The organism is Microbacterium sp. SORGH_AS_0428 (assembly GCF_031453615.1).
Taxonomy (GTDB): domain Bacteria; phylum Actinomycetota; class Actinomycetes; order Actinomycetales; family Microbacteriaceae; genus Microbacterium.
The window spans coordinates 1,158,667-1,176,868 of the sequence record NZ_JAVIZT010000001.1 but is presented as its reverse complement, the minus strand read 5'-3'; the positions used below and the strand labels follow the sequence as shown (position 1 = coordinate 1,176,868).

15 protein-coding genes are annotated in these 18,202 nt (G+C 71.4%); 10 read left to right on the top strand and 5 right to left on the bottom strand.

The annotated features are described in order from the left end of the window. Positions 1-29: 29 nt before the first annotated feature. Together QE374_RS05645 and QE374_RS05640 are read right to left on the bottom strand one after the other, a co-directional pair. A complete protein-coding gene (locus QE374_RS05645) occupies positions 30-1,205 on the bottom strand; it encodes an AI-2E family transporter (RefSeq protein WP_309732921.1) in 1,176 nt (391 codons plus the stop codon). Between the two features lie 71 nt (positions 1,206-1,276). Then, entirely contained in the window at positions 1,277-2,500 is a 1,224-nt protein-coding gene (locus tag QE374_RS05640; RefSeq protein ID WP_309732919.1) for an acyl-CoA dehydrogenase family protein, read from the bottom strand. Positions 2,501-2,593: 93 nt separating this feature from the next. On the opposite strand from QE374_RS05640, the gene QE374_RS05635 reads away from it, so the two are divergent. Continuing rightward, on the top strand, positions 2,594-3,742 hold the full coding sequence (locus QE374_RS05635) for a pyridoxal phosphate-dependent aminotransferase (protein ID WP_309732918.1): 1,149 nt from the start codon (positions 2,594-2,596) through the stop codon (positions 3,740-3,742). Between the two features lie 138 nt (positions 3,743-3,880). Here QE374_RS05635 and QE374_RS05630 read toward each other — a convergent pair whose 3' ends face one another. Beyond that, a complete protein-coding gene (locus tag QE374_RS05630) occupies positions 3,881-4,549 on the bottom strand; it encodes a helix-turn-helix domain-containing protein (protein ID WP_309732916.1) in 669 nt (222 codons plus the stop codon). A 100-nt stretch (positions 4,550-4,649) separates the two neighbouring features. On the opposite strand from QE374_RS05630, the gene QE374_RS05625 reads away from it, so the two are divergent. The 4 genes from QE374_RS05625 (at position 4,650) to QE374_RS05610 (ending at position 8,900) form a co-directional block, all read left to right on the top strand. Beyond that, a complete protein-coding gene (locus QE374_RS05625; protein ID WP_309732914.1) occupies positions 4,650-6,179 on the top strand; it encodes an FAD-dependent oxidoreductase in 1,530 nt (509 codons plus the stop codon). 100 nt (positions 6,180-6,279) lie between these two features. Beyond that, a complete protein-coding gene (sucC, locus tag QE374_RS05620; RefSeq protein ID WP_137416259.1) occupies positions 6,280-7,446 on the top strand; it encodes an ADP-forming succinate--CoA ligase subunit beta in 1,167 nt (388 codons plus the stop codon). A gap of 27 nt (positions 7,447-7,473) precedes the next feature. Then, positions 7,474-8,376 (top strand): succinate--CoA ligase subunit alpha, encoded by a 903-nt coding sequence (gene sucD / locus QE374_RS05615; RefSeq protein ID WP_137416260.1) that lies wholly within the window; start codon positions 7,474-7,476, stop codon positions 8,374-8,376. 83 nt (positions 8,377-8,459) lie between these two features. Further along, positions 8,460-8,900, top strand: coding sequence for a nitroreductase family deazaflavin-dependent oxidoreductase (locus QE374_RS05610; RefSeq protein ID WP_309732911.1), 441 nt, complete (start codon positions 8,460-8,462; stop codon positions 8,898-8,900). 35 nt (positions 8,901-8,935) lie between these two features. On the opposite strand, the gene QE374_RS05605 is transcribed toward QE374_RS05610, so the two are convergent. Next, the gene (locus QE374_RS05605; protein ID WP_309732909.1) at positions 8,936-10,384 is read right to left on the bottom strand and encodes an NCS2 family permease; all 1,449 of its coding nucleotides are present in this window, start codon (positions 10,382-10,384) and stop codon (positions 8,936-8,938) included. Between the two features lie 111 nt (positions 10,385-10,495). On the opposite strand from QE374_RS05605, the gene QE374_RS05600 reads away from it, so the two are divergent. From QE374_RS05600 to purH, 3 genes are read left to right on the top strand one after another with little or no spacing between them, the layout of a single operon-like run. Further along, entirely contained in the window at positions 10,496-11,812 is a 1,317-nt protein-coding gene (locus QE374_RS05600) for a DUF6350 family protein (protein WP_309732907.1), read from the top strand. A 9-nt stretch (positions 11,813-11,821) separates the two neighbouring features. Beyond that, positions 11,822-12,412, top strand: a complete 591-nt coding sequence (gene purN, locus QE374_RS05595; RefSeq protein ID WP_309732905.1) for a phosphoribosylglycinamide formyltransferase — start codon at positions 11,822-11,824, stop codon at positions 12,410-12,412. Positions 12,413-12,444: 32 nt separating this feature from the next. Continuing rightward, positions 12,445-14,052 carry a bifunctional phosphoribosylaminoimidazolecarboxamide formyltransferase/IMP cyclohydrolase gene (gene purH / locus QE374_RS05590; RefSeq protein WP_309732903.1) on the top strand — a complete coding sequence of 536 codons (1,608 nt, stop codon included), beginning with the start codon at positions 12,445-12,447 and terminating at the stop codon, positions 14,050-14,052. A gap of 24 nt (positions 14,053-14,076) precedes the next feature. Here the strand turns inward: purH and QE374_RS05585 are convergent, their stop codons facing one another. Next, on the bottom strand, positions 14,077-15,501 hold the full coding sequence (locus tag QE374_RS05585; protein WP_309732900.1) for an NAD(P)/FAD-dependent oxidoreductase: 1,425 nt from the start codon (positions 15,499-15,501) through the stop codon (positions 14,077-14,079). A gap of 499 nt (positions 15,502-16,000) precedes the next feature. On the opposite strand from QE374_RS05585, the gene QE374_RS05580 reads away from it, so the two are divergent. Both QE374_RS05580 and QE374_RS05575 read left to right on the top strand, forming a co-directional pair. Next, positions 16,001-17,491, top strand: coding sequence for an AlkA N-terminal domain-containing protein (locus QE374_RS05580; protein ID WP_309736631.1), 1,491 nt, complete (start codon positions 16,001-16,003; stop codon positions 17,489-17,491). Then, a complete protein-coding gene (locus QE374_RS05575) occupies positions 17,488-17,979 on the top strand; it encodes a methylated-DNA--[protein]-cysteine S-methyltransferase (RefSeq protein ID WP_309732898.1) in 492 nt (163 codons plus the stop codon). The genes QE374_RS05580 and QE374_RS05575 overlap by 4 nt, the downstream gene beginning before the upstream one ends. Positions 17,980-18,202: the final 223 nt, after the last annotated feature.

Below are 18,202 nucleotides of genomic sequence, written 5' to 3'. Positions count from 1 at the left end.
CGGGGATCTCATACCGCACGGTGCGCTCCTCAGGCCGTCGCGTCGCCCGCCGCGACCCGGTGCTCTCGCTTCTTGGGCCTCGCCCACTTCGCCGGGGTGTCGGGGCCGTCCCAGACCTGGACGATTCCCCAGACGACCGCGGTCAGCGGCACGGCGAGAAGGGTGCCGAGGATGCCGCCGATCGCGGTGCCTCCGGCGAGCACCACCAGCACGACGAACGAATGCAGCTTCATCGACCTGCCCATGAGCACCGGCTGCAGGAAGTTGCCCTCGAGCTGATTGACGGCGATCACGACGCCCACGACGATCAGCGCGATGACCGGTCCGTTGGCCACCAGCGCGACCAGCGCCGCCAGCGCACCCGCCGTGACCGCTCCGACGATCGGGATGAAGGCGAGCAGGAACACCAGCACCGCCAGCGGGATGGCCAGGGGCACCTGCAGGATGAGCAGGCCGATCAGGATGCCGACGGCGTCGACGAAGGCGACCGCCGCCGTGCCGCGTACGTACGAGCCGAGCACCTGCACCGACTTGTCGCCGATACGCCGCGCGCGCACGTACGACGTGCCGTGGAACGGACGCAGCAGGAACTCCCACATCCGCGGGCCGTCCTTGAGGAAGAAGAACAGGATCACGACCATCAGGACCAGCCCCGTGACGAAGCTCGCGACGGCGCTCACGCCGGCGAGGGCACCGCTTCCGAACTGCGCACTCGTCACGAAGTCGCCGAGCTGCCCCATCCACTCGTCGATCTGGGCCGACGTCGGGGCGAACGGCAGCGTGTTGACCCAGTCGAGCAGCTGCTGGAAGCCGCCCTGCGCCTGCGACGAGAGGTCGTCCCACTGGTCGCGGACCGCCCACACGATGATCCACCCGAGTCCGGTGAGCAGCACGACGACGGTGAGCAGCGTGAGGAGGGTCGCCAGGATCGAGGGGACGCCTCTACGGCGCATCCACGTCATGACCGGCGCGAAGGCCGAGGCGAAGATGAGGGCGAGGATGAGGGGGATGACGACGACCGTGACCTGGCGGATGCCCCAGATGGCGCCGGCCACGATGGCGACGATCACGATGATCTGCAGCCCACGGATCGCGAGGCGCCCGAACGCATCGCCCCAAAGGCTCCACGGAGCCCGGTGTGCGGTGAGCTCGACCTCGCGGGAGGTGAACGTCACCTCCTGCGGTGCGCGGCGGAACAGTCCCATGCGACGACCGTATCGGCCGCATCCGACCGGCGTCTGCGTCTTGACGAGCGGGTGTCGGGGCGGCAGTGGGCTCAGACGAAGGCGCCGGTGCCCGTGATGTCGCGCCCGATCAGCAGCGCCTGCACGCTCTCGGTGCCCTCGTAGGTGTGGATGGCCTCGATGTCGGCCATGTGCTGGATCACGCGGTTCTCGAGCAGGATGCCGTTGCCGCCCATGAGGTCGCGCGCGGTCTGGGCGACGCGGCGCGCGGCGCGGGTGTTGTGGTACTTCGCGAGGGAGGCCTGCGTCGGACGCAGCGCGCCCGTGGTCTCGAGATCCGCCATCCGCCTGCAGTAGAGCTGCATCGCCGTCAGCTCGTCGAGCATCTGCGTGAGCCGCTCCTGCACCATCTGGAACTTCACGAGGGGCTTGCCGAACTGCACACGCTGCTCGGCGTACGAGAGCGCGGCCTCGTAACAGGCCGTGGCATGCCCGAGCGCCGACCACGCCACGCCGGAGCGGGTGGAGTACAGCACCGTCGACGCGTCCTTGAAGCTGCGGGTGCCGGGAAGCACCGCATCCGCCGGCAGACGCACGTCATCCAGTGCGATGTGCGCCTGATGGATGCCGCGCAGCGACGCCTTGCCGGCGATCACCGTGCCCGTGTAGCCCGGAGTCTCCTGCGGGACCAGGAAGCAGCGCACGGCGCCGTGCTCGGCGGCGGCGGCATCGTCGACCCGCGCCCAGACGAACGTGATGCCGCCGGATGCCCCGTTGCCGATCCACTTCTTCGCGCCGCGCAGGACCCATTCATCGCCGTCGCGGCGGGCGACGGTCTCGAGGGAGACGGAGTCCGATCCGTGGTCGGGCTCGGTGAGGGCGAAGGAGCCCAGCACCTCACCGCGCGCGAGCGGCTCGAGCCACCGCTCCTGCTGCGCGGCGGAGCCGAACAGGGCGAGGGTGCGCAGGGCCAGGCCGCCCTGCACCGCGATCACCGTGCCGAGCGAACCGTCGCCCCGTGACACCTCCATGTTGACCAGGCCCGCGGCCAGCGGCGAGAAGTACGTGAGCGACGGGTGCTCGATGCCGTCGTTGTAGAGATCGAGCTCGCCCAGCCGGGTGACGAGATCCAGCGGGTAGGAGCTCTCGTCCCAGGCGGCCACCATCCGGTCGCCGACCTCGTCGACGTACCCCCTCGCACGCTCCCACACGGCGCGGTCGGCAGCGGGGATGTCGGCGAACACGGCGTAGTAGTCGGTGTCCCGTCGTCCGGTCACGTCGTAGGCGGCGGCGGTGTCGCCCGGCAGAGAGGTCATGCGCACACGATAGTCGCGTGGCACGCTGTGTCGCTAATTCTGGGACTCAGTTCCATCACGCGGATGAAGGGGGCGACGCGTTAGCCTGAGCGGGTGCCGGCCCTCAGTGACCACCTGCGATCCGTTCCCCCCAGCGGCATCCGCCGCATCTTCGAGATCGCGCTCACCCTCGACGATGTCACCATGCTCGCGGTGGGCGAGCCCGACGTGCCCGTGGCGGCGCACATCATCGAGGCGGCCACGCGCGCCTGGGAGGCGGACGAGACCGACTACGTGGCCAATGCCGGCATCCCGGCGCTGCGTCAGGCGTTCGCCGATCGATTCACCGCGAACCACGGTGCCGCTCTGTCGCCGGAGCGGGTCTGGGTCACCGTGGGCGGCACGCAGGCGCTGCACCAGGCGATGGGACTGGTTCTCGGGCCGGGCGACGAGGTGCTCGTGCCCGACCCCGGATACACGACCTTCTCGATGAGTCCGCGGATGCTGAGCGCGGTACCGGTGCCGTACCCGTTGCGTCCGGAGGCCGACTTCCTGCCGGAGCTCGACCGCATCGAGGAGCTCATCACGCCGCGGACGCGGGCGATCGTGGTGAACTCGCCGTCGAACCCGCTCGGCACGGTCATCGATGACGGGCTCGCGCACGGGATCCTCGAACTCGCGCGGCGCCGCGACCTCTGGATCATCAGCGACGAGGTGTACGCGGAGCTGACGTGGGGCGATCCGCACGTGAGTCTGACGGCGCTCGACGCGCTGAGCGACGAGCCGCGGGTGCTGGGCGTGTTCTCCCTCTCGAAGTCGTACGCCATGACGGGGGTGCGGGTCGGGTTCCTCATCACCCCGCTCGGCATGGATCAGACCCTCCGCACGGTGCAGGAGGCGATGATCGCGTGCGTGGCTGCGCCCGATCAGCGTGCGGGCGTGGCTGCGCTCACCGGTGACCAGAGCAACATCGCCCTCGCCCGCGCGCACTACCGGCAGAACCTGGATGCGGCGACCGCGCTGCTCGATGCGCGCGGCATCGCCTACCGGGTGCCCGATGGTGCGTTCTACCTCTGGATCGATCTGCGCCACGCGACCGACGGCGACGTCGGCGCGTGGGCGGAGGAGTTCCTGCGCAGCGAGCGCGTCGCGCTCGCGCCCGGTTCCGCGTTCGGTGCCTCGGGCGAGGGGTGGGTGCGTGTGTGCGCGGCCGCCTCGCGCGGCGACCTGCTCCACGGGCTGTCCCTGCTTCCCGCCCCCTGAGTCGCCGCGCCGCGCCGCGCCGCGGCTGCCGCGACGGGTGCACGGCGCATCCGGGATCCGGCGCCGCATCCGTCACATCAGATGACGTCTGCACCACGGATCGTGCAGACGTCGCGCCGCTCGTCGCGGAGGCGGCGCTCAGCGCAGGTCGTCGCGGAGGCGGCGCGCGATCTCCGCGGCCGGCATGCGACGGGGGAAGACGGCGACCACGACGTCGTCTTCGGCGGCCGCGGCCCGCTCGCCGACCCCGAACTTGTCGAGGCAGTCGTCGAGGGCTCGGCGCAGCGCCGAGGCGGGCACCTTCTTGGGGCCGCGCAGGAGCCGGCGCAGCACGTGATTGTGCACCGCGGTGACGAGGGCCGCGAAGCTCACCGCGTCCAGGGGGTCGAGGCCGGGCAGCGCCGTGCGCAGATACTCGTCGAAGAGTCGCTCGTAGCGGAACACGGTGACGATCTCGCGGTCGCGCAGCGCCGGCACGTCGCGCACCACGGTGTACCGGCGTCGGGCGAGCTCGGGGTCAGCGGCGAAGTGACGGTAGACCTGCATCGAGGCCTCGCAGACCGCTTCCCAAGGGTTCTCATGCGGCCGGGCCAGGTAGGCGCGCAGCCGGTCGAGCAGGAGCTCGTGATCGGCGAAGACGACGTCGTCCTTCCCGCCGAACTGGCGGAAGAACGTGGAGCGCGAGATGCCGGCGGCCTGGGCGATCTGGTCGACGGAGGTCGCCTCGAAACCCTGCCGCGCGAACAGGTCGAGGGCCGCGGCGACGACATCGTCACGCGCGGCTGAGGGGGAAGCTGTCTCACTCATCTGCGGAGCAAGCCTAGACCTGCTCCCGCGCCGGCCCGTCGTCTCCGCCGCCGTGTCAAGCCCCGCGGACATCCGCCGCCGGGCGCGTTGACTGCGCCGCATGGATCCCCTCTGGAAGCAGCATGCGCGCACCGTCCCGGCGACGCCCTTCATCCCCGGTGCGCACGAGATCGTCGTGGTGGGTGCGGGCATCACCGGACTCGCGACGGCGCTGCTGCTGGCCGAGTCCGGGCACGAGGTCGCGGTGCTCGAGGCGCGCGATGTCGCGGGGCTCGCGACGGGCGCGAACACGGGCAAGGTCTCGCTGCTGCAGGGGACGCAGCTGTCCACGCTGCGCGCCCACCACTCGCCCTCGCTCGTGCGCGCGTACGTGCAGGCGAATCTGGACGGGCAGCTCTGGCTGCGATCGTTCGCCGATCGCGCGGGGCTGCCGTACGAGGTGCGCACGGCCTTCACGTACGCACAGCACGACGCCGGGCGCTCCCGCGTGCGCGAGGAGTTCGAGGCAGCTCACGAGGCCGGTCTGCCGGTGCGGTGGGCGGCGGCCGGCGAACTCGAGCTGCCGTTTCCCGCCCGCTCCGCCGTCGCGCTGGACGGTCAGGTGGGGATGGACCCGGATGCGGCCGCGCACGCCCTCGCACTCGCCTTCCTCGCCGCGGGCGGCACGCTGCACACCGGCGTGCGCGCCACGGGGGTCTCCACCTCCCACCGGCCGACGGTGCATACAGCCCGCGGCGACGCGACGGCCGAGAACATCGTGCTGGCGACGGGCGCGGCGGTGCTCGATCGCGGTCTGTACTTCGCCAAGGTCTCCGCGATGCGCTCGTACGCGGTGGCCTTCGCCGTGCCGGACGAGGTGGCCCTCCCGGAGGGCATGTTCCTCTCCGCGGACGCCCCGAGCAGATCGGTGCGCACCGTGGCCGAGCGCGACGGGCGGTGGGAGCAGACGCGGCTCATCGTCGGGGGCGGCGGACACCCGGTCGGGCGCGCCGCATCCGAACGAGCCCGCGTCGCGGAGCTGATCGCCTGGACCCGGCGCCACGTGCCGGAGGCGGTGCCGACCCACCGTTGGTCGGCCCAGGACTACACCTCCCACAATCTGATCCCCTTCGCCGGAGTCATGCCCCGCACCAGTGGCCGCGTGCGATTCGCGACGGGCTACGCGAAGTGGGGCCTCACGAACGGTCCCGCGGCCGCGCTGCGGATCGCCGCCGAGATCGAGGGCATCGGCGAGAGCGAGCGTGCCGACTGGATGCGCCGGCTCGGCACCCGCATCACCGTGCCGGCGGATCTCGCCAAGGGGGCGGCGGACAACGCCAAAGTCGGCGGGCAGGCGGTTCATGGCTGGGCCGGCGCGCTCCGGCATCCGCCCCGCGTCCCCTCCGAGGGCAAGGGCGTCGTCGGCGCGGATGCGGGACGCCCCGTCGGCGTCTCGAGGGTCGACGGCGAGGTCCGCGCCGTCTCCGCCGTCTGCCCGCATCTGGGAGGCGTGCTGACCTGGAACGACGCCGAGTGCACGTGGGACTGCCCGCTGCACGCCTCGCGCTTCTCGCCAGACGGGCGCCGGATCGAGGGTCCCGCGCTGTCGGATCTGCGGCGTATGCGCCCGCCCTCGTCTGCACAGGCGTGAACGGAGCACTCGTGCACGGGGAGTAGGCTGGGGGACTGGTCGATATCTCGACGTCGAGACGTTTTGCGTCACCCTCCCTCGGACCAGCGAAGGAAGCCCAGTGGATCTGTACGAGTACCAGGCACGAGACCTTTTCGAGAAGTACGAGGTGCCGGTGCTCGCCGGCATCGTCGCAGACACCCCCGAGGAGGTGAAGGCGGCAGCCGAGAAGCTCGGCGGCGTCGTGGTGGTCAAGGCGCAGGTCAAGACGGGCGGTCGCGGCAAGGCGGGCGGCGTCAAGGTCGCGAAGACCCCCGACGAGGCGTATGAGGCGGCCAAGGCCATCCTGGGCCTCGACATCAAGGGCCACGTCGTCAAGCGCGTCATGGTCGCCGCGGGAGCATCCATCGAGAAGGAGTTCTACTTCTCGGTCCTGCTCGACCGTTCCAACCGTTCCTACCTGTCGCTGGCCAGCGTCGAGGGCGGCATGGAGATCGAGCAGCTCGCGGTCGAGAAGCCCGAGGCGCTCGCACGTATCGAGGTCAACGCGCTGACGGGCATCGACAAGACCAAGGCCGTCGAGATCGCCCGCGCGGCGAACTTCCCCGAGGAGCTCGTCGAGAAGGTCGCCGACGTCTTCGTCAAGCTCTACGCCGTCTACACCGGCGAGGGCGCCACCCTCGTCGAGGTGAACCCCCTCATCCTCGACGGCAACGGTGACATCATCGCCCTCGACGGCAAGGTCACCCTCGACGACAACGCGACCGAGGTGCGCCATCCCGAGCACGAAGAGCTCGAGGACAAGGATGCGGCCGACCCGCTCGAGGCGAAGGCCAAGGCTGCGGGCCTGAACTACGTGAAGCTCGACGGTCAGGTGGGCATCATCGGCAACGGAGCAGGCCTGGTCATGTCCACGCTCGACGTCGTCGCCTACGCCGGCGAGAACCACGGCGGTGTGAAGCCCGCGAACTTCCTCGACATCGGCGGCGGTGCATCCGCCACCGTCATGGCGGCAGGCCTGGACGTCATCCTCGGCGACCCGCAGGTCAAGAGCGTCTTCGTCAACGTCTTCGGCGGCATCACCTCGTGCGTCGCCGTGGCGGAGGGCATCGTCAAGGCGCTCGAGATCCTCGGCGACACCGCGACCAAGCCCCTCGTCGTGCGCCTGGACGGCAACCAGGTCGAGGAGGGCCGCGCGATCCTCGCCGCGGCGAACAACCCGCTCGTGACCCTCGCCGCAGGCATGGACGAGGGCGCCGACAAGGCCGCCGAGCTGGCCGCCGCCTGATCGCCCGCATCGGATAAGGACACAGACATGTCGATCTACCTCAACAAGGACTCCAAGGTCATCGTCCAGGGCATCACCGGCGGCGAGGGCACCAAGCACACCGCTCTCATGCTGAAGGCGGGCACCCAGGTCGTCGGCGGCGTCAACGCGCGCAAGGCCGGCACGACCGTCTCGCACACCGACAAGGACGGCAACCCCGTTGAGCTGCCGGTCTTCGCGAGCGTCGCCGAGGCCATCGAGGCCACGGGCGCCGATGTCTCCATCGCCTTCGTGCCGCCGGCGTTCACCAAGGACGCCATGATCGAAGCCATCGACAGCGAGATCCCGCTGCTCGTGGTCATCACCGAGGGCGTGCCGGTCGGCGACTCGGCCGAGGCCTGGGCCTACGCGATCGAGAAGGGCAACAAGACCCGCATCATCGGTCCGAACTGCCCCGGCATCATCACCCCCGGCGAGTCGCTCGTGGGCATCACGCCCGCCAACATCACCGGCAAGGGCCCGATCGGTCTCGTGTCGAAGTCCGGCACGCTGACCTACCAGATGATGTTCGAGCTGCGCGACCTGGGCTTCTCGACCGCCATCGGCATCGGCGGCGACCCGATCATCGGCACGACGCACATCGACGCGCTCGAGGCGTTCGAAGCCGACCCCGAGACCAAGGCGATCGTGATGATCGGCGAGATCGGCGGCGACGCCGAGGAGCGCGCGGCCGACTACATCCGCGCGAACGTCACGAAGCCCGTCGTCGGCTATGTCGCCGGATTCACCGCCCCCGAGGGCAAGACGATGGGCCACGCCGGTGCGATCGTCTCGGGCTCCGCGGGCACCGCGCAGGCCAAGAAGGAAGCGCTCGAGGCCGCAGGCGTGAAGGTCGGCAAGACGCCGTCCGAGACCGCCGCGCTCATGCGCGAGATCATCCAGGGTCTGTAAGACCCCTCACGAAGGGCGGATGCGGGCGGCCGAGCCCCCGCGCATCCGCCCTTCGTCGTATCCGGCCGCAGTAGCCTGGACGCATGCCGCTGACAGGGGAGTACAAGCCGAGCACGTCCGAGTGGGCCAGGTCCCAGGCCGAGCTCTACGAAGCCACCAACGGAGCCGAGGGCGGTGAGCTGCGCGGCGTTCCGATCATCGTGCTGACCACCGTCGGCGCGAAGAGCGGCGGCCTGCGCAAGACCGCGCTCATGCGCGTCGAGCACGACGGGGACTACCTCGTCGTGGCCTCCAAGGGCGGGGCGCCCGAGGAGCCCGCCTGGGGCAACAACATCCGCAAGCATCCGCACGTCGAGCTGCAGGACGGCGCCGTCAAGCGCGACTACATCGCGCGCGAGCTCGAGGGCGACGAACGCGCGCTGTGGTGGGAACGCGCTGTCGCCGTGTGGCCCGACTACGCCGTCTACCAGACCAAGACCGACCGCCAGATCGCGATCTTCGTGCTGGAGCCGCGCGAGGCCTGAGCGCCCGCACATACGCTCGGCGTGGAGGCGGGGGATCAGCCGCCGAGGGCCGCCTCGATCGGTCCGCGCACGAAGAACACGACGAAGCCGGCGGCGACGATCCACAGCAACGGGCTGATGCGACGGGCGTGTCCCGACAGCGACCGGATGACGACCCAGCTGACGAAGCCGGCGCCGATGCCGTTGGCGATCGAGTACGTGAGCGGCATGACCGTGACGGTCAGGAACACGGGGATCAGCACCGAGACGTCGGTGAGATCGACGTGGCGGATCTGGCTCATCATCAGCGCGCCGACGGCGACGAGGGCGGCCGAGGCGACCTCGCTCGGCACGATGGTGGTCAAGGGCGTCACGAACATGGCCAGCAGGAAGAGCCCGCCGGTCACGAGGTTCGCGAGGCCCGTGCGAGCGCCCTCGCCGATGCCGGTTCCGGACTCGATGAACACCGTGTTGGACGACGACGAGGTCAGTCCGCCCGCGACGGCGCCGATGCCCTCGACCACGAGCGCGGAGCGCAGGCGCGGGAAGTTGCCGCGCTCATCGGCGAGGTTCGCCTCGCGCGAGAGGCCCGTCATCGTGCCCATCGCGTCGAAGAAGTTCGTGAACAACAGCGTGAACACGAGCATCGCAGCCGCGAGCACTCCGATGCGGTCGAAGGCGCCGAAGCTGACCTGACCCACGAGGCTGAGGTCGGGCAGGCTGAAGATGGATGCCGGGATCTCGGGGACGCTGAGCCCCCATCCGCCGGCGTTGCCGTCGGCGCGCGCGCCGAGGTGCCAGATCGCCTCGACGACGACCGCGACGACGGTGCCGCCCGCGAGACCGATGAGGATGGCGCCCTTGACCTTGCGGGCGAGAAGGATCGCGATGGTGACGAGCGTCAGCACGAACAGGAGCGTCGGGACGGTGGCGATCGAGCCGTTCACGCCGAGGCCCACGGGGGGCGACGCGAGGCCCGTGCTCTGCACGAGTCCGCCGTCGACGAAGCCGATGAAGGCGATGAACAGACCGATGCCGACCGTGATGGCGGTCTTCAGCGCCATCGGAACGGCATCGAAGATGAGCCGTCGCAGGCCGGTCACGGCCAGCAGCACGATGAGCAGGCCGTTGATGAGCACGAGGCCCATGGCCTCCGGCCAGGTGACCTCGCCCACCACGCTGACGGCGAGGAACGAGTTGATGCCGAGCCCCGCGGCGAACGCGAACGGCAACCGGGCGACGAGGCCGAAGAGGATCGTCATGGCGCCGGCGGTGAGCGCGGTGGTCGCGGCGACCTGGGCGAAGCCGAGGGCGTTGCCGGCCACATCCGTTCCGCCGGACAGGATGATCGGGTTCAGCAGGACGATGTAGGCCATCGCCACGAAGGTGACGATGCCGCCGCGGATCTCGCCGCCGACGGTGGCGCCGCGCGCCGTGATGCCGAAGAAGCGGTCGAGGCGGCCGGCGGAGGAGGGGGAGACGCTGGTGGTACGGGGGTGGTGCACCCGACGAGAGTAGTCGGATGCGGCCCGCTGCGCGACGTGGGGGCGCCGTGGCAGATGCGGGCGGCGTGGGGGACGGCCGCGCAAAGCTCCGCTGGGTAGGGTCGGGGGGCCATGCAACGCGTCCTCGTCCTTCTCCTCTCCGCTCTCGACGCCCTCGTGGCGGCGGCCGTCGGCCTCGCCGTCGCAGGAGCGCCGCTGATGGTCTTCTGGTTCGTCGCGTTCGGCTCAGGGGATCTCTCCGCCATCTGGCAGAGCGCCGGGACCATCTGGCAGTTCGGGCACTCGGTTCCCGTCGCGATCACGCTCCCGGACGTCTACGTCGCCGAGCTCGGCATCGATCCCACTCTTGCGAGCTTCACGCTCTCGCTCGCCCCGCTGGCCTTCGCGGCGTTCACCCTGCTCTTCGGCGGGCGTTCCGGGGCTCGCGCCGGGCGCGCCGGTGCTCCGTGGAGCGGCGCACTCACCGGAACGCTCGTGTTCGCCGCCATCGCCGCCGGCGTCGCCCTCACCTCGCAGGCGCCGTTGGCAACCACCGACCTGTGGCGCGCCATCTGCTACCCCGCCGCCTACTACGCCGCCGGTGTGCTCGCGGGCGCCCTCCACCGTGCGTGGATCGACGGCGATGACGGGCCCGTCGATGCCCTTCGCGCCCGTCTCGACCGGGCCCGGGGTGCGTGGCCCGAGGTGCCCGAACTCGCCGTGCGCGGCGCAGCGATCGCCGTGACGGGTCTTGTCGCGGTAGGAGCGGCCGTCCTCGGGCTCGGCCTCATCGTGCGCGCTCCGAACATCGTCGCGCTCTCCCAAGCGGGAAACCTGGATGCGGGCGGCGCCGCAGTCCTCGCGCTCGCGCAGCTGCTGTACCTGCCGACGCTGCTGGTCTGGGCGCTGTCCTTCGTCGCGGGTCCCGGCGTCGGGCTCGGCGCGGGAAGCGTCGTCTCGCCCGCGGGCACGCAGCTCGGCGTGCTGCCGGGCGTGCCCATCCTCGGTGTGCTGCCGGAGGGCGCGAGCAGCTGGTACCTGCTGTTCGCCCTGCTCCCCATCGCGGTCGGAGCAGCCGCGGGGTGGGCGACCCGATCCCGCCTCAGCCCGCGCGGCTCGACGGCGGATGCGGAGAGCACCGGCATCCTCGTGACCCTCACGCTGTCCATCGCGGCCCTCGCCGCCCTGGCCGCAGCCCTGATGGCGGTCCTGGCCGGCGGCAGCATGGGGCCCGGGAGGCTGTCGGCCGTGGGCCCGGACGCGCTCGCGGTGGGTGTCGCCATCGGCGTCGAGGTGGGGCTGGGCGCGGCGATCCTGCTGCTCTCGCCGCGTCGGCGCAGCGACGAGGCTGCCGAGGCCGCGCCGGAGTCGAGTGTGTTCGCGCGCCTGGCGGGCGCGCGCGGCGGTGCTGATGATGCCTCCGAGCGGACGGATGCGGCGCGCGACTAGACTGTGCGGGTGCTCACGGTCGCCGTTCTCATCTCCGGCACCGGCTCGAATCTCCGAGCCCTGCTGGAGGCCGCGGCGGAAGCCGATTTCCCGGCACGCGTGATCGTGGTCGGCGCCGACCGTGAAGCCTCCGGACTCGCGCACGCCGAGGAGTTCGGCATCCCGAGCTTCGTCATCCCGTGGCAGGGCGCCGACCAGCGCGAGGCCTGGGGGGAAGAGCTCGATCGGCAGTTGCGTGTCTGGCAGCCCGACCTCGTCGTGCTCTCGGGGCTCATGCGCCTGCTGCCGCCGTCGGTCGTCGCCGCGTGGAGTCCCCGCCTGATCAACACCCACCCCGCGTATCTGCCGGAGTTCCCCGGCGCCCACGCCGTGCGCGACGCGGTCGCGGCGGGCGCCGCCGAGACCGGGGCGAGCGTGATCGTCGTCGACGACGGCGTCGACACCGGTCCGATCCTCGCCCAGGAGCGCATCGCGGTGCACCCGGGCGACGACGAGAGCGCGCTCCACGAACGCATCAAACCCGTCGAACGACGTCTGCTCATCGACGTCGTGCGCCGCATCGCCACCGGCGAGCTCGACCTCGCCGCATCCGCCGTCTGACCCACCGCAACCGCCCCACCCCGAGGAGTCCCATGGCCGGGCCCAGCCACGATCCGTCCCTCTACCGCGACCGCGATGTCGTTCCCGTGCGCCGCGCGCTCGTCTCGGTCAGCGACAAGACCGACCTGCTGCGGCTGGCCGAAGCGCTGGTCGCCGCCGGTGTCGAGATCGTCTCGACAGGGTCCACCGCGCAGACCATCCGCGACGCCGGGTACGACGTCGTCGACGTCTCGAGCGTGACCGGGTTCCCCGAGTCGCTCGACGGGCGCGTGAAGACCCTGCATCCGGGCGTCCACGCGGGCCTGCTCGCCGACCTCCGCCTCGCGCACCACGAGGAGCAGCTGGCCGATCTCGGCATCTCGCCCTTCGAACTCGTTGTCGTGAACCTCTACCCCTTCGTCGAGACGGTGGCATCCGGGGCATCCGGCGACGCCGTGGTCGAGCAGATCGACATCGGCGGGCCCGCGATGGTGCGCGCGTCGGCGAAGAACTACGCGAACGTCGCGATCGTCGTCTCTCCCGAGTCGTACCCCGCGATCATCGACGCGATCGCCTCCGGCGGCACCTCGCTCGCCCAGCGCAAGGAGCTCGCTGCGCGTGCCTTCGCACACACCGCGAACTACGATCGCGCGGTGGCGACCTGGTTCGCCGACGAGACCCTGGCCGAGGGTGAGCAGCTGCCCGCGCACCTGACGATCAAGGCCGAGCGGCTGGCGACGCTGCGCTACGGCGAGAACTCCCACCAGCGCGCGGCGATCTACACCCGCACCGGCGGGCACGGCATCGCGCAGGCCCTGCAGCTGCAGGGCAAGGAGATGTCGTACAACAACTACGTCGACGCGGATGCGGCACTGCGCGCCGCCTTCGACATGGTCAAGCCCGCGGTGGCGATCATCAAGCACGCCAACCCCTGCGGCATCGCCGTGTCGGCGCCCAACGCGCTCGACGAGATCGCGAGCGCGCACCTGCGGGCGCACGAGTGCGACCCCGTCTCGGCCTTCGGCGGTGTGATCGCGGCCAACCGCACGGTCACGCTGAAGATGGCGGAGAACCTGCGCGACATCTTCACCGAGGTGATCGTCGCCCCGGCCTTCGAGCCGGAGGCGCTGGAGCTGTTCCGGCTGAAGAAGAACCTGCGCGTGCTCCAGCTGCCGGCCGACTGGCAGCAGGAGCGCATGGACGTGCGCCTCGTCTCGGGCGGTCTGCTGCTCCAGGACGCCGACCGCTTCCCCGACGACATCGAGTCCGTGGCGACCGACTGGGAGCTCGTCGCGGGCGAGCGCCCGGCCGGCGAGGAGATGACGAACCTCATCTTCGCGTGGAAGGCGTGCCGCGCCGTCAAGTCCAACGCGATCGTGCTGGCCAAGAACTCCGCGACCGTCGGCATCGGGATGGGGCAGGTCAACCGCGTCGACTCGTGCCGCCTCGCCGTCGAGCGGGCGGGCGACCGGGCGGTCGGTTCCGTCGCCGCATCCGATGCCTTCTTCCCGTTCTCGGACGGGCCGCAGGTTCTGCTGGATGCGGGGGTCTCCGCCATCGTGCAGCCGGGTGGATCCGTGCGCGACGACGAGACGATCGCCCTGGCCCGCGAGCGCGGCGTGACGATGTTCTTCACGGGCGAGCGCCACTTCTACCACTGAGTCCCGGCGCCTGCGGGAGGAGGTTCAGGCGCTCGGACGGCCGTACGCCTCGAGCAGCCGCAGCCACACCTCGCTGAGGGTCGGGTACGACGGCACGGCGTGCCAGAGGCGGGTGATCGGCACCTGGCCGACGACGGCGATCGTCGCCGAGTGCAGGAGCTCGGCCACATCCTCGCCGACGAAGGTGGCGCCGATGATCGTGCCCGCATCCTCGTCGACGATGGCGCGCGCCTGGCCGCGGTAGTCGTCGGCGCGGGTGGCGGCGCCGGCGACCCACGAGAGGTCGTAGTCGAGTACTCGGATGCGGCGGCCTGCCGCCAGAGCTGATGCCTCGGTGAACCCGATGGAGGCGACCTCCGGGTCGGTGAAGGTGACCTGGGGAACGGCCTCGTGGTCGGCGGTTGCGACGTGCGCGCCCCAGGGAGCGTCGTCGACCGGGCCGCCGGTCGCGCGGGCGGCGATGACGTCGCCCGCGGCGCGCGCCTGGTATTTGCCCTGATGCGTGAGCAGGGCCCGGTGGTTGACGTCGCCGACCCCGTACAGCCAGTCCGTCCCGGTCACGAGCATGGTGTCGTCGACGGGGAGCCATCCGCCCGGGACCAGGCCCACCGCATCCAGCCCGAGATCCTCGGTGCGCGGCACGCGTCCGGTCGCGACGAGCACCTCGGCCGCGCGGATGCGGGTGCCGTCGGACAGCTCCAACTCCTTCTCGTCGCCGACCCGCTGCGCCGACACGACGCCGGTGTGGCGGAGGATGCGCACGCCCCGCTCCTCGAGGGCGCGGCCGACGAGCTCGCCCGCGAAGGGCTCGTTCGCGGCCAGCAGCGTGCCCCGCACGACGAGCGTGACCTCGGCGCCCAGGTCCGCGTAGGCGGTGGCCATCTCCGCGGCGACCACGCCGCCCCCGATGATGGCGAGGGATGCGGGGATCTCCTGCGCGCTGGTCGCCTCGCGGCTCGTCCACGGCGCGATGTCGGCGAGACCGGGAGTGTCGGGGAGGAGGGCCGCGGTGCCCGTGCAGACGGCGACGGCGTGACGGGCGGTCAGCCGGGTGACGGCGCCGTCCGCATCCGTCACCTCGACCTGCTTGACCCCGACGAGGCGTCCGTGGCCGCGCACGAGGTCGATGCCCGCGCCCGTGAGCCACTCGACCTGCGAGGAGTCGTTCCAGTCGTGCGTGAGCGTGTCGCGACGCCGGAGGACGCCGGCGACGTCGAGCGAACCCGACACGGCCTGCTTCGCGCCGTCGACGTCGCGGGCCTCGCGCAGCGCGGCTCCCGCGCGCAGGAGTCCTTTCGACGGCATGCACGCCCAGTACGAGCATTCACCTCCGACGAGCTCGCTCTCGACGATGACGGCGGAGAGTCCGCCCTGCACGGCGCGGTCGGCGACGTTCTCGCCCACGGGGCCGGCGCCGATGACGATGAGGTCGTAGGTCTGCTCGCTCATGCTGCGACGCTACTCCGTCACCTCCTCCCGGGGGCCGCCGCTTGCGCTCTGGGCCCCGGTGGGGTGCGTGTTCGCGGTTGCCCGTTCGGGTGGGTCACCCCTCCGGTTGCCCGAGTTGCGTCGCATATGCGCAGATGCGCCACTTTTGCGCAGATGCGCCAGGAAATGACTGGCGCATATGCGCAAGAGTGTGGCACCACGTGACGCTGCGGTTGGATCCCTCGCCGCGTCCGGCGGCCCGCCGCATCCGCCGCTGCGCGGAGCCCGCATCCGCCGCGTGCGCCTTTCAGGCCCGCCGAGACCGCTACACCTTTACGCAGATGCGACAGTGAACATCTGTCGCGGATGCGGAAACCTGTCGCATCTGCGCATCTGCGCAACTGCGACGCAACTCGGGCATCGGGCATCGGGGGCGGGGCGGGGGCGGAGCTGTGGTGTCCGAAAACCGCGAGCCGGTGTCGGGGAGGCGTGACAGGCTGGGGACGTGCCCACCTCCGCGATGACCTTCGACGAGCGCTACCGCGCGATCGACGCGCGGGACGCGCGCTTCGACGGCCAGTTCGTCACCGCGGTGCACACGACCGGCATCTACTGCCGCCCCAGCTGCCCGGCACGCACGCCGAGGGCCGAGAACGTGACGTTCTACCCCACGAGCGCCGCCGCGCACGAGGCGGGCTACCGTGCCTGCAAGCGCTGCCTGCCCGAGGCCGCGCCGGGCTCGCCGGAATGGGATCTCCGCGGCGACGTCGCCGGGCGTGCGATGCGCCTCATCGCCGACGGGGTCATCGAGCGAGAGGGCGTACCGGGACTCGCCCGCCGCCTCGGCTACTCGTCGCGGCAGCTCGGCCGCATCCTCACCGCCGAGCTCGGCGCCTCGCCCCTCGCTCTCGCGCGGGCCCATCGCGCCCACACGGCACGGATGCTCCTCGTCGGCACGGACCTCCCCGCCGCAGACGTCGCCTTCTCCGCGGGCTTCGCGAGCGTGAGGCAGTTCAACGACACCGTCCGCGAGGTGTTCGGGATGACGCCGCTCGCGCTGCGTGCGCGCCGGAAGTCCGACAGCCACGCGACCCCCGGCGAGATAGATCTGCTCCTCGCGCACCGGCGTCCGATCGACGACGACGGCATCTTCGCCTGGATGACGGCCCGCGCGCTGCCGGGCGTGGAGACAGTCACGGCGACCACCTTCGCGCGCACTCTGCGCCTGGCCGGCGGCTCCGCGTGGTTCGAGGTGCGTCGCGACGGCGACGCGCTCCGTCTGCGCGCCCGCCTCTCGCAGCTCGCCGACCTGCCGCAGCTGGTCACGCGGGTGCGTCGGCTGTTCGATCTGGATGCGGATCCGCTCGCCGTCGACCAGGCGCTGGCTGTCCACCCCGAGCTGTCCGAGCGTGTCGCCGCGCTTCCCGGCATCCGCGTCCCCGGCGCCGCCGACCCGCACGAGATGCTCATCCGCGCGATGGTCGGCCAGCAGATCACCGTCGCCGCGGCGCGCACGGCGCTCGCCGCTCTCGCGCAGCACCTGGGGGAGCCGGTGCCCGCCCACGAAGGCACCGACCTGCTCTTTCCGACGATGGAGTCGATCGCGGAGCGCGGCGCCGAGGTGCTGCGCGGACCCGCCGCCCGCATCCGGGCCATCGTCGGCGCCGCCGCGGCCCTCGCCGACGGCTCGCTCGTGCTCGACGCCGGCGGCGACGCCCTCGAGCAGCGCGCAGCCCTGCTCGCGATGCCCGGGATCGGACCGTGGACTGCGGACTACGTACGGATGCGGGTCACGGGTGATCCCGACGTGTTCCTTCCCGGCGACGTCGCCGTGCGAACCGGAGCCGCTCGGCTCGGGCTCCCGGCGGAGCCGGGCGCCCTGACCGCGTGGTCCCTCCGCGCCGCGCCCTGGCGCAGCTACCTGACCGCGCACCTCTGGGCCGCCGTCGCAGCCGTGCCCGCACAGATCCCCCGTCCCGCCCACCTCCCGAACGAGAGCCGCATCGCATGACCGCGCACATCGCCACCATCGCCACCCCCGACGGAGCCTTCACCGCTCTCGTCGACGATCGGCAGCGCGTCCTCGCGTCCGGGTGGAGCGCCGACCACGCGGTGATCGTCGCCCGCGTGCGCGCGGCGGACCGACCCGCGGAGATCGTCGAGGGTGCTGTCGATGCCCTGGATGCGGTCGCCGCGTACTACGGCGGAGACGTGCGGGCGATCGACGAGGTCGAGGTGCACCAGACGGGCACGGCCGGACAGCTCGCCGGCTGGCGGATGCTGCGGCGCATCGAGCCGGGACAGCCCCTCACCTATGCGGAGTTCGCCGCGGCGCTGGGAGCCCCCCGCGCGGTGCGCGCCGCCGCATCCGTCTGCGCGCGCAACGCGCCGGCCCTGTTCGTGCCCTGTCACCGCGTGCTCCGCACCGGCGGCGGGCTGGGCGGCTTCGCGTGGGGCGTCGAGGTCAAGCGCAGTCTGCTGGCTCGCGAAGCCGTCTGATTCACGCGCGGGAATGTCCGCGCTGAACTGATCGTTGCACTCAGCGAACACACAGCATAGGCTGGAGGGCTGTCGCGCGCACTCGCCGCGGCATCCGTGCACTCGAGGAGGACGATATGACTCAGGCATTCGCCATTGCGGAGATCCCCGCCGTCCTCGCGGTGCCCGCGCGCTTCGCGTAGCTGCCACCCACCGCCGCCGGGCGGCCTCCTCCCTCTCCGAG

Excerpts from the sequence above, each read along its gene's own strand:
- QE374_RS05610 (WP_309732911.1), top strand. The coding sequence starts at position 8,460 with ATGCCGCTGACAGGGGAGTACAAGCCGAGCACGTCCGAGTGGGCCAGG.
- purH (WP_309732903.1), top strand. The coding sequence starts at position 12,445 with ATGGCCGGGCCCAGCCACGATCCGTCCCTCTACCGCGACCGCGATGTC.
- QE374_RS05575 (WP_309732898.1), top strand. The coding sequence starts at position 17,488 with ATGACCGCGCACATCGCCACCATCGCCACCCCCGACGGAGCCTTCACC.
- QE374_RS05625 (WP_309732914.1), top strand. The coding sequence starts at position 4,650 with ATGGATCCCCTCTGGAAGCAGCATGCGCGCACCGTCCCGGCGACGCCC.
- QE374_RS05585 (WP_309732900.1), bottom strand. The coding sequence starts at position 15,501 with ATGAGCGAGCAGACCTACGACCTCATCGTCATCGGCGCCGGCCCCGTG.
- QE374_RS05640 (WP_309732919.1), bottom strand. The coding sequence starts at position 2,500 with ATGACCTCTCTGCCGGGCGACACCGCCGCCGCCTACGACGTGACCGGA.
- QE374_RS05600 (WP_309732907.1), top strand. The coding sequence starts at position 10,496 with ATGCAACGCGTCCTCGTCCTTCTCCTCTCCGCTCTCGACGCCCTCGTG.
- QE374_RS05580 (WP_309736631.1), top strand. The coding sequence starts at position 16,001 with ATGACCTTCGACGAGCGCTACCGCGCGATCGACGCGCGGGACGCGCGC.
- QE374_RS05645 (WP_309732921.1), bottom strand. The coding sequence starts at position 1,205 with ATGGGACTGTTCCGCCGCGCACCGCAGGAGGTGACGTTCACCTCCCGC.
- sucD (WP_137416260.1), top strand. The coding sequence starts at position 7,474 with ATGTCGATCTACCTCAACAAGGACTCCAAGGTCATCGTCCAGGGCATC.
- QE374_RS05630 (WP_309732916.1), bottom strand. The coding sequence starts at position 4,549 with ATGAGTGAGACAGCTTCCCCCTCAGCCGCGCGTGACGATGTCGTCGCC.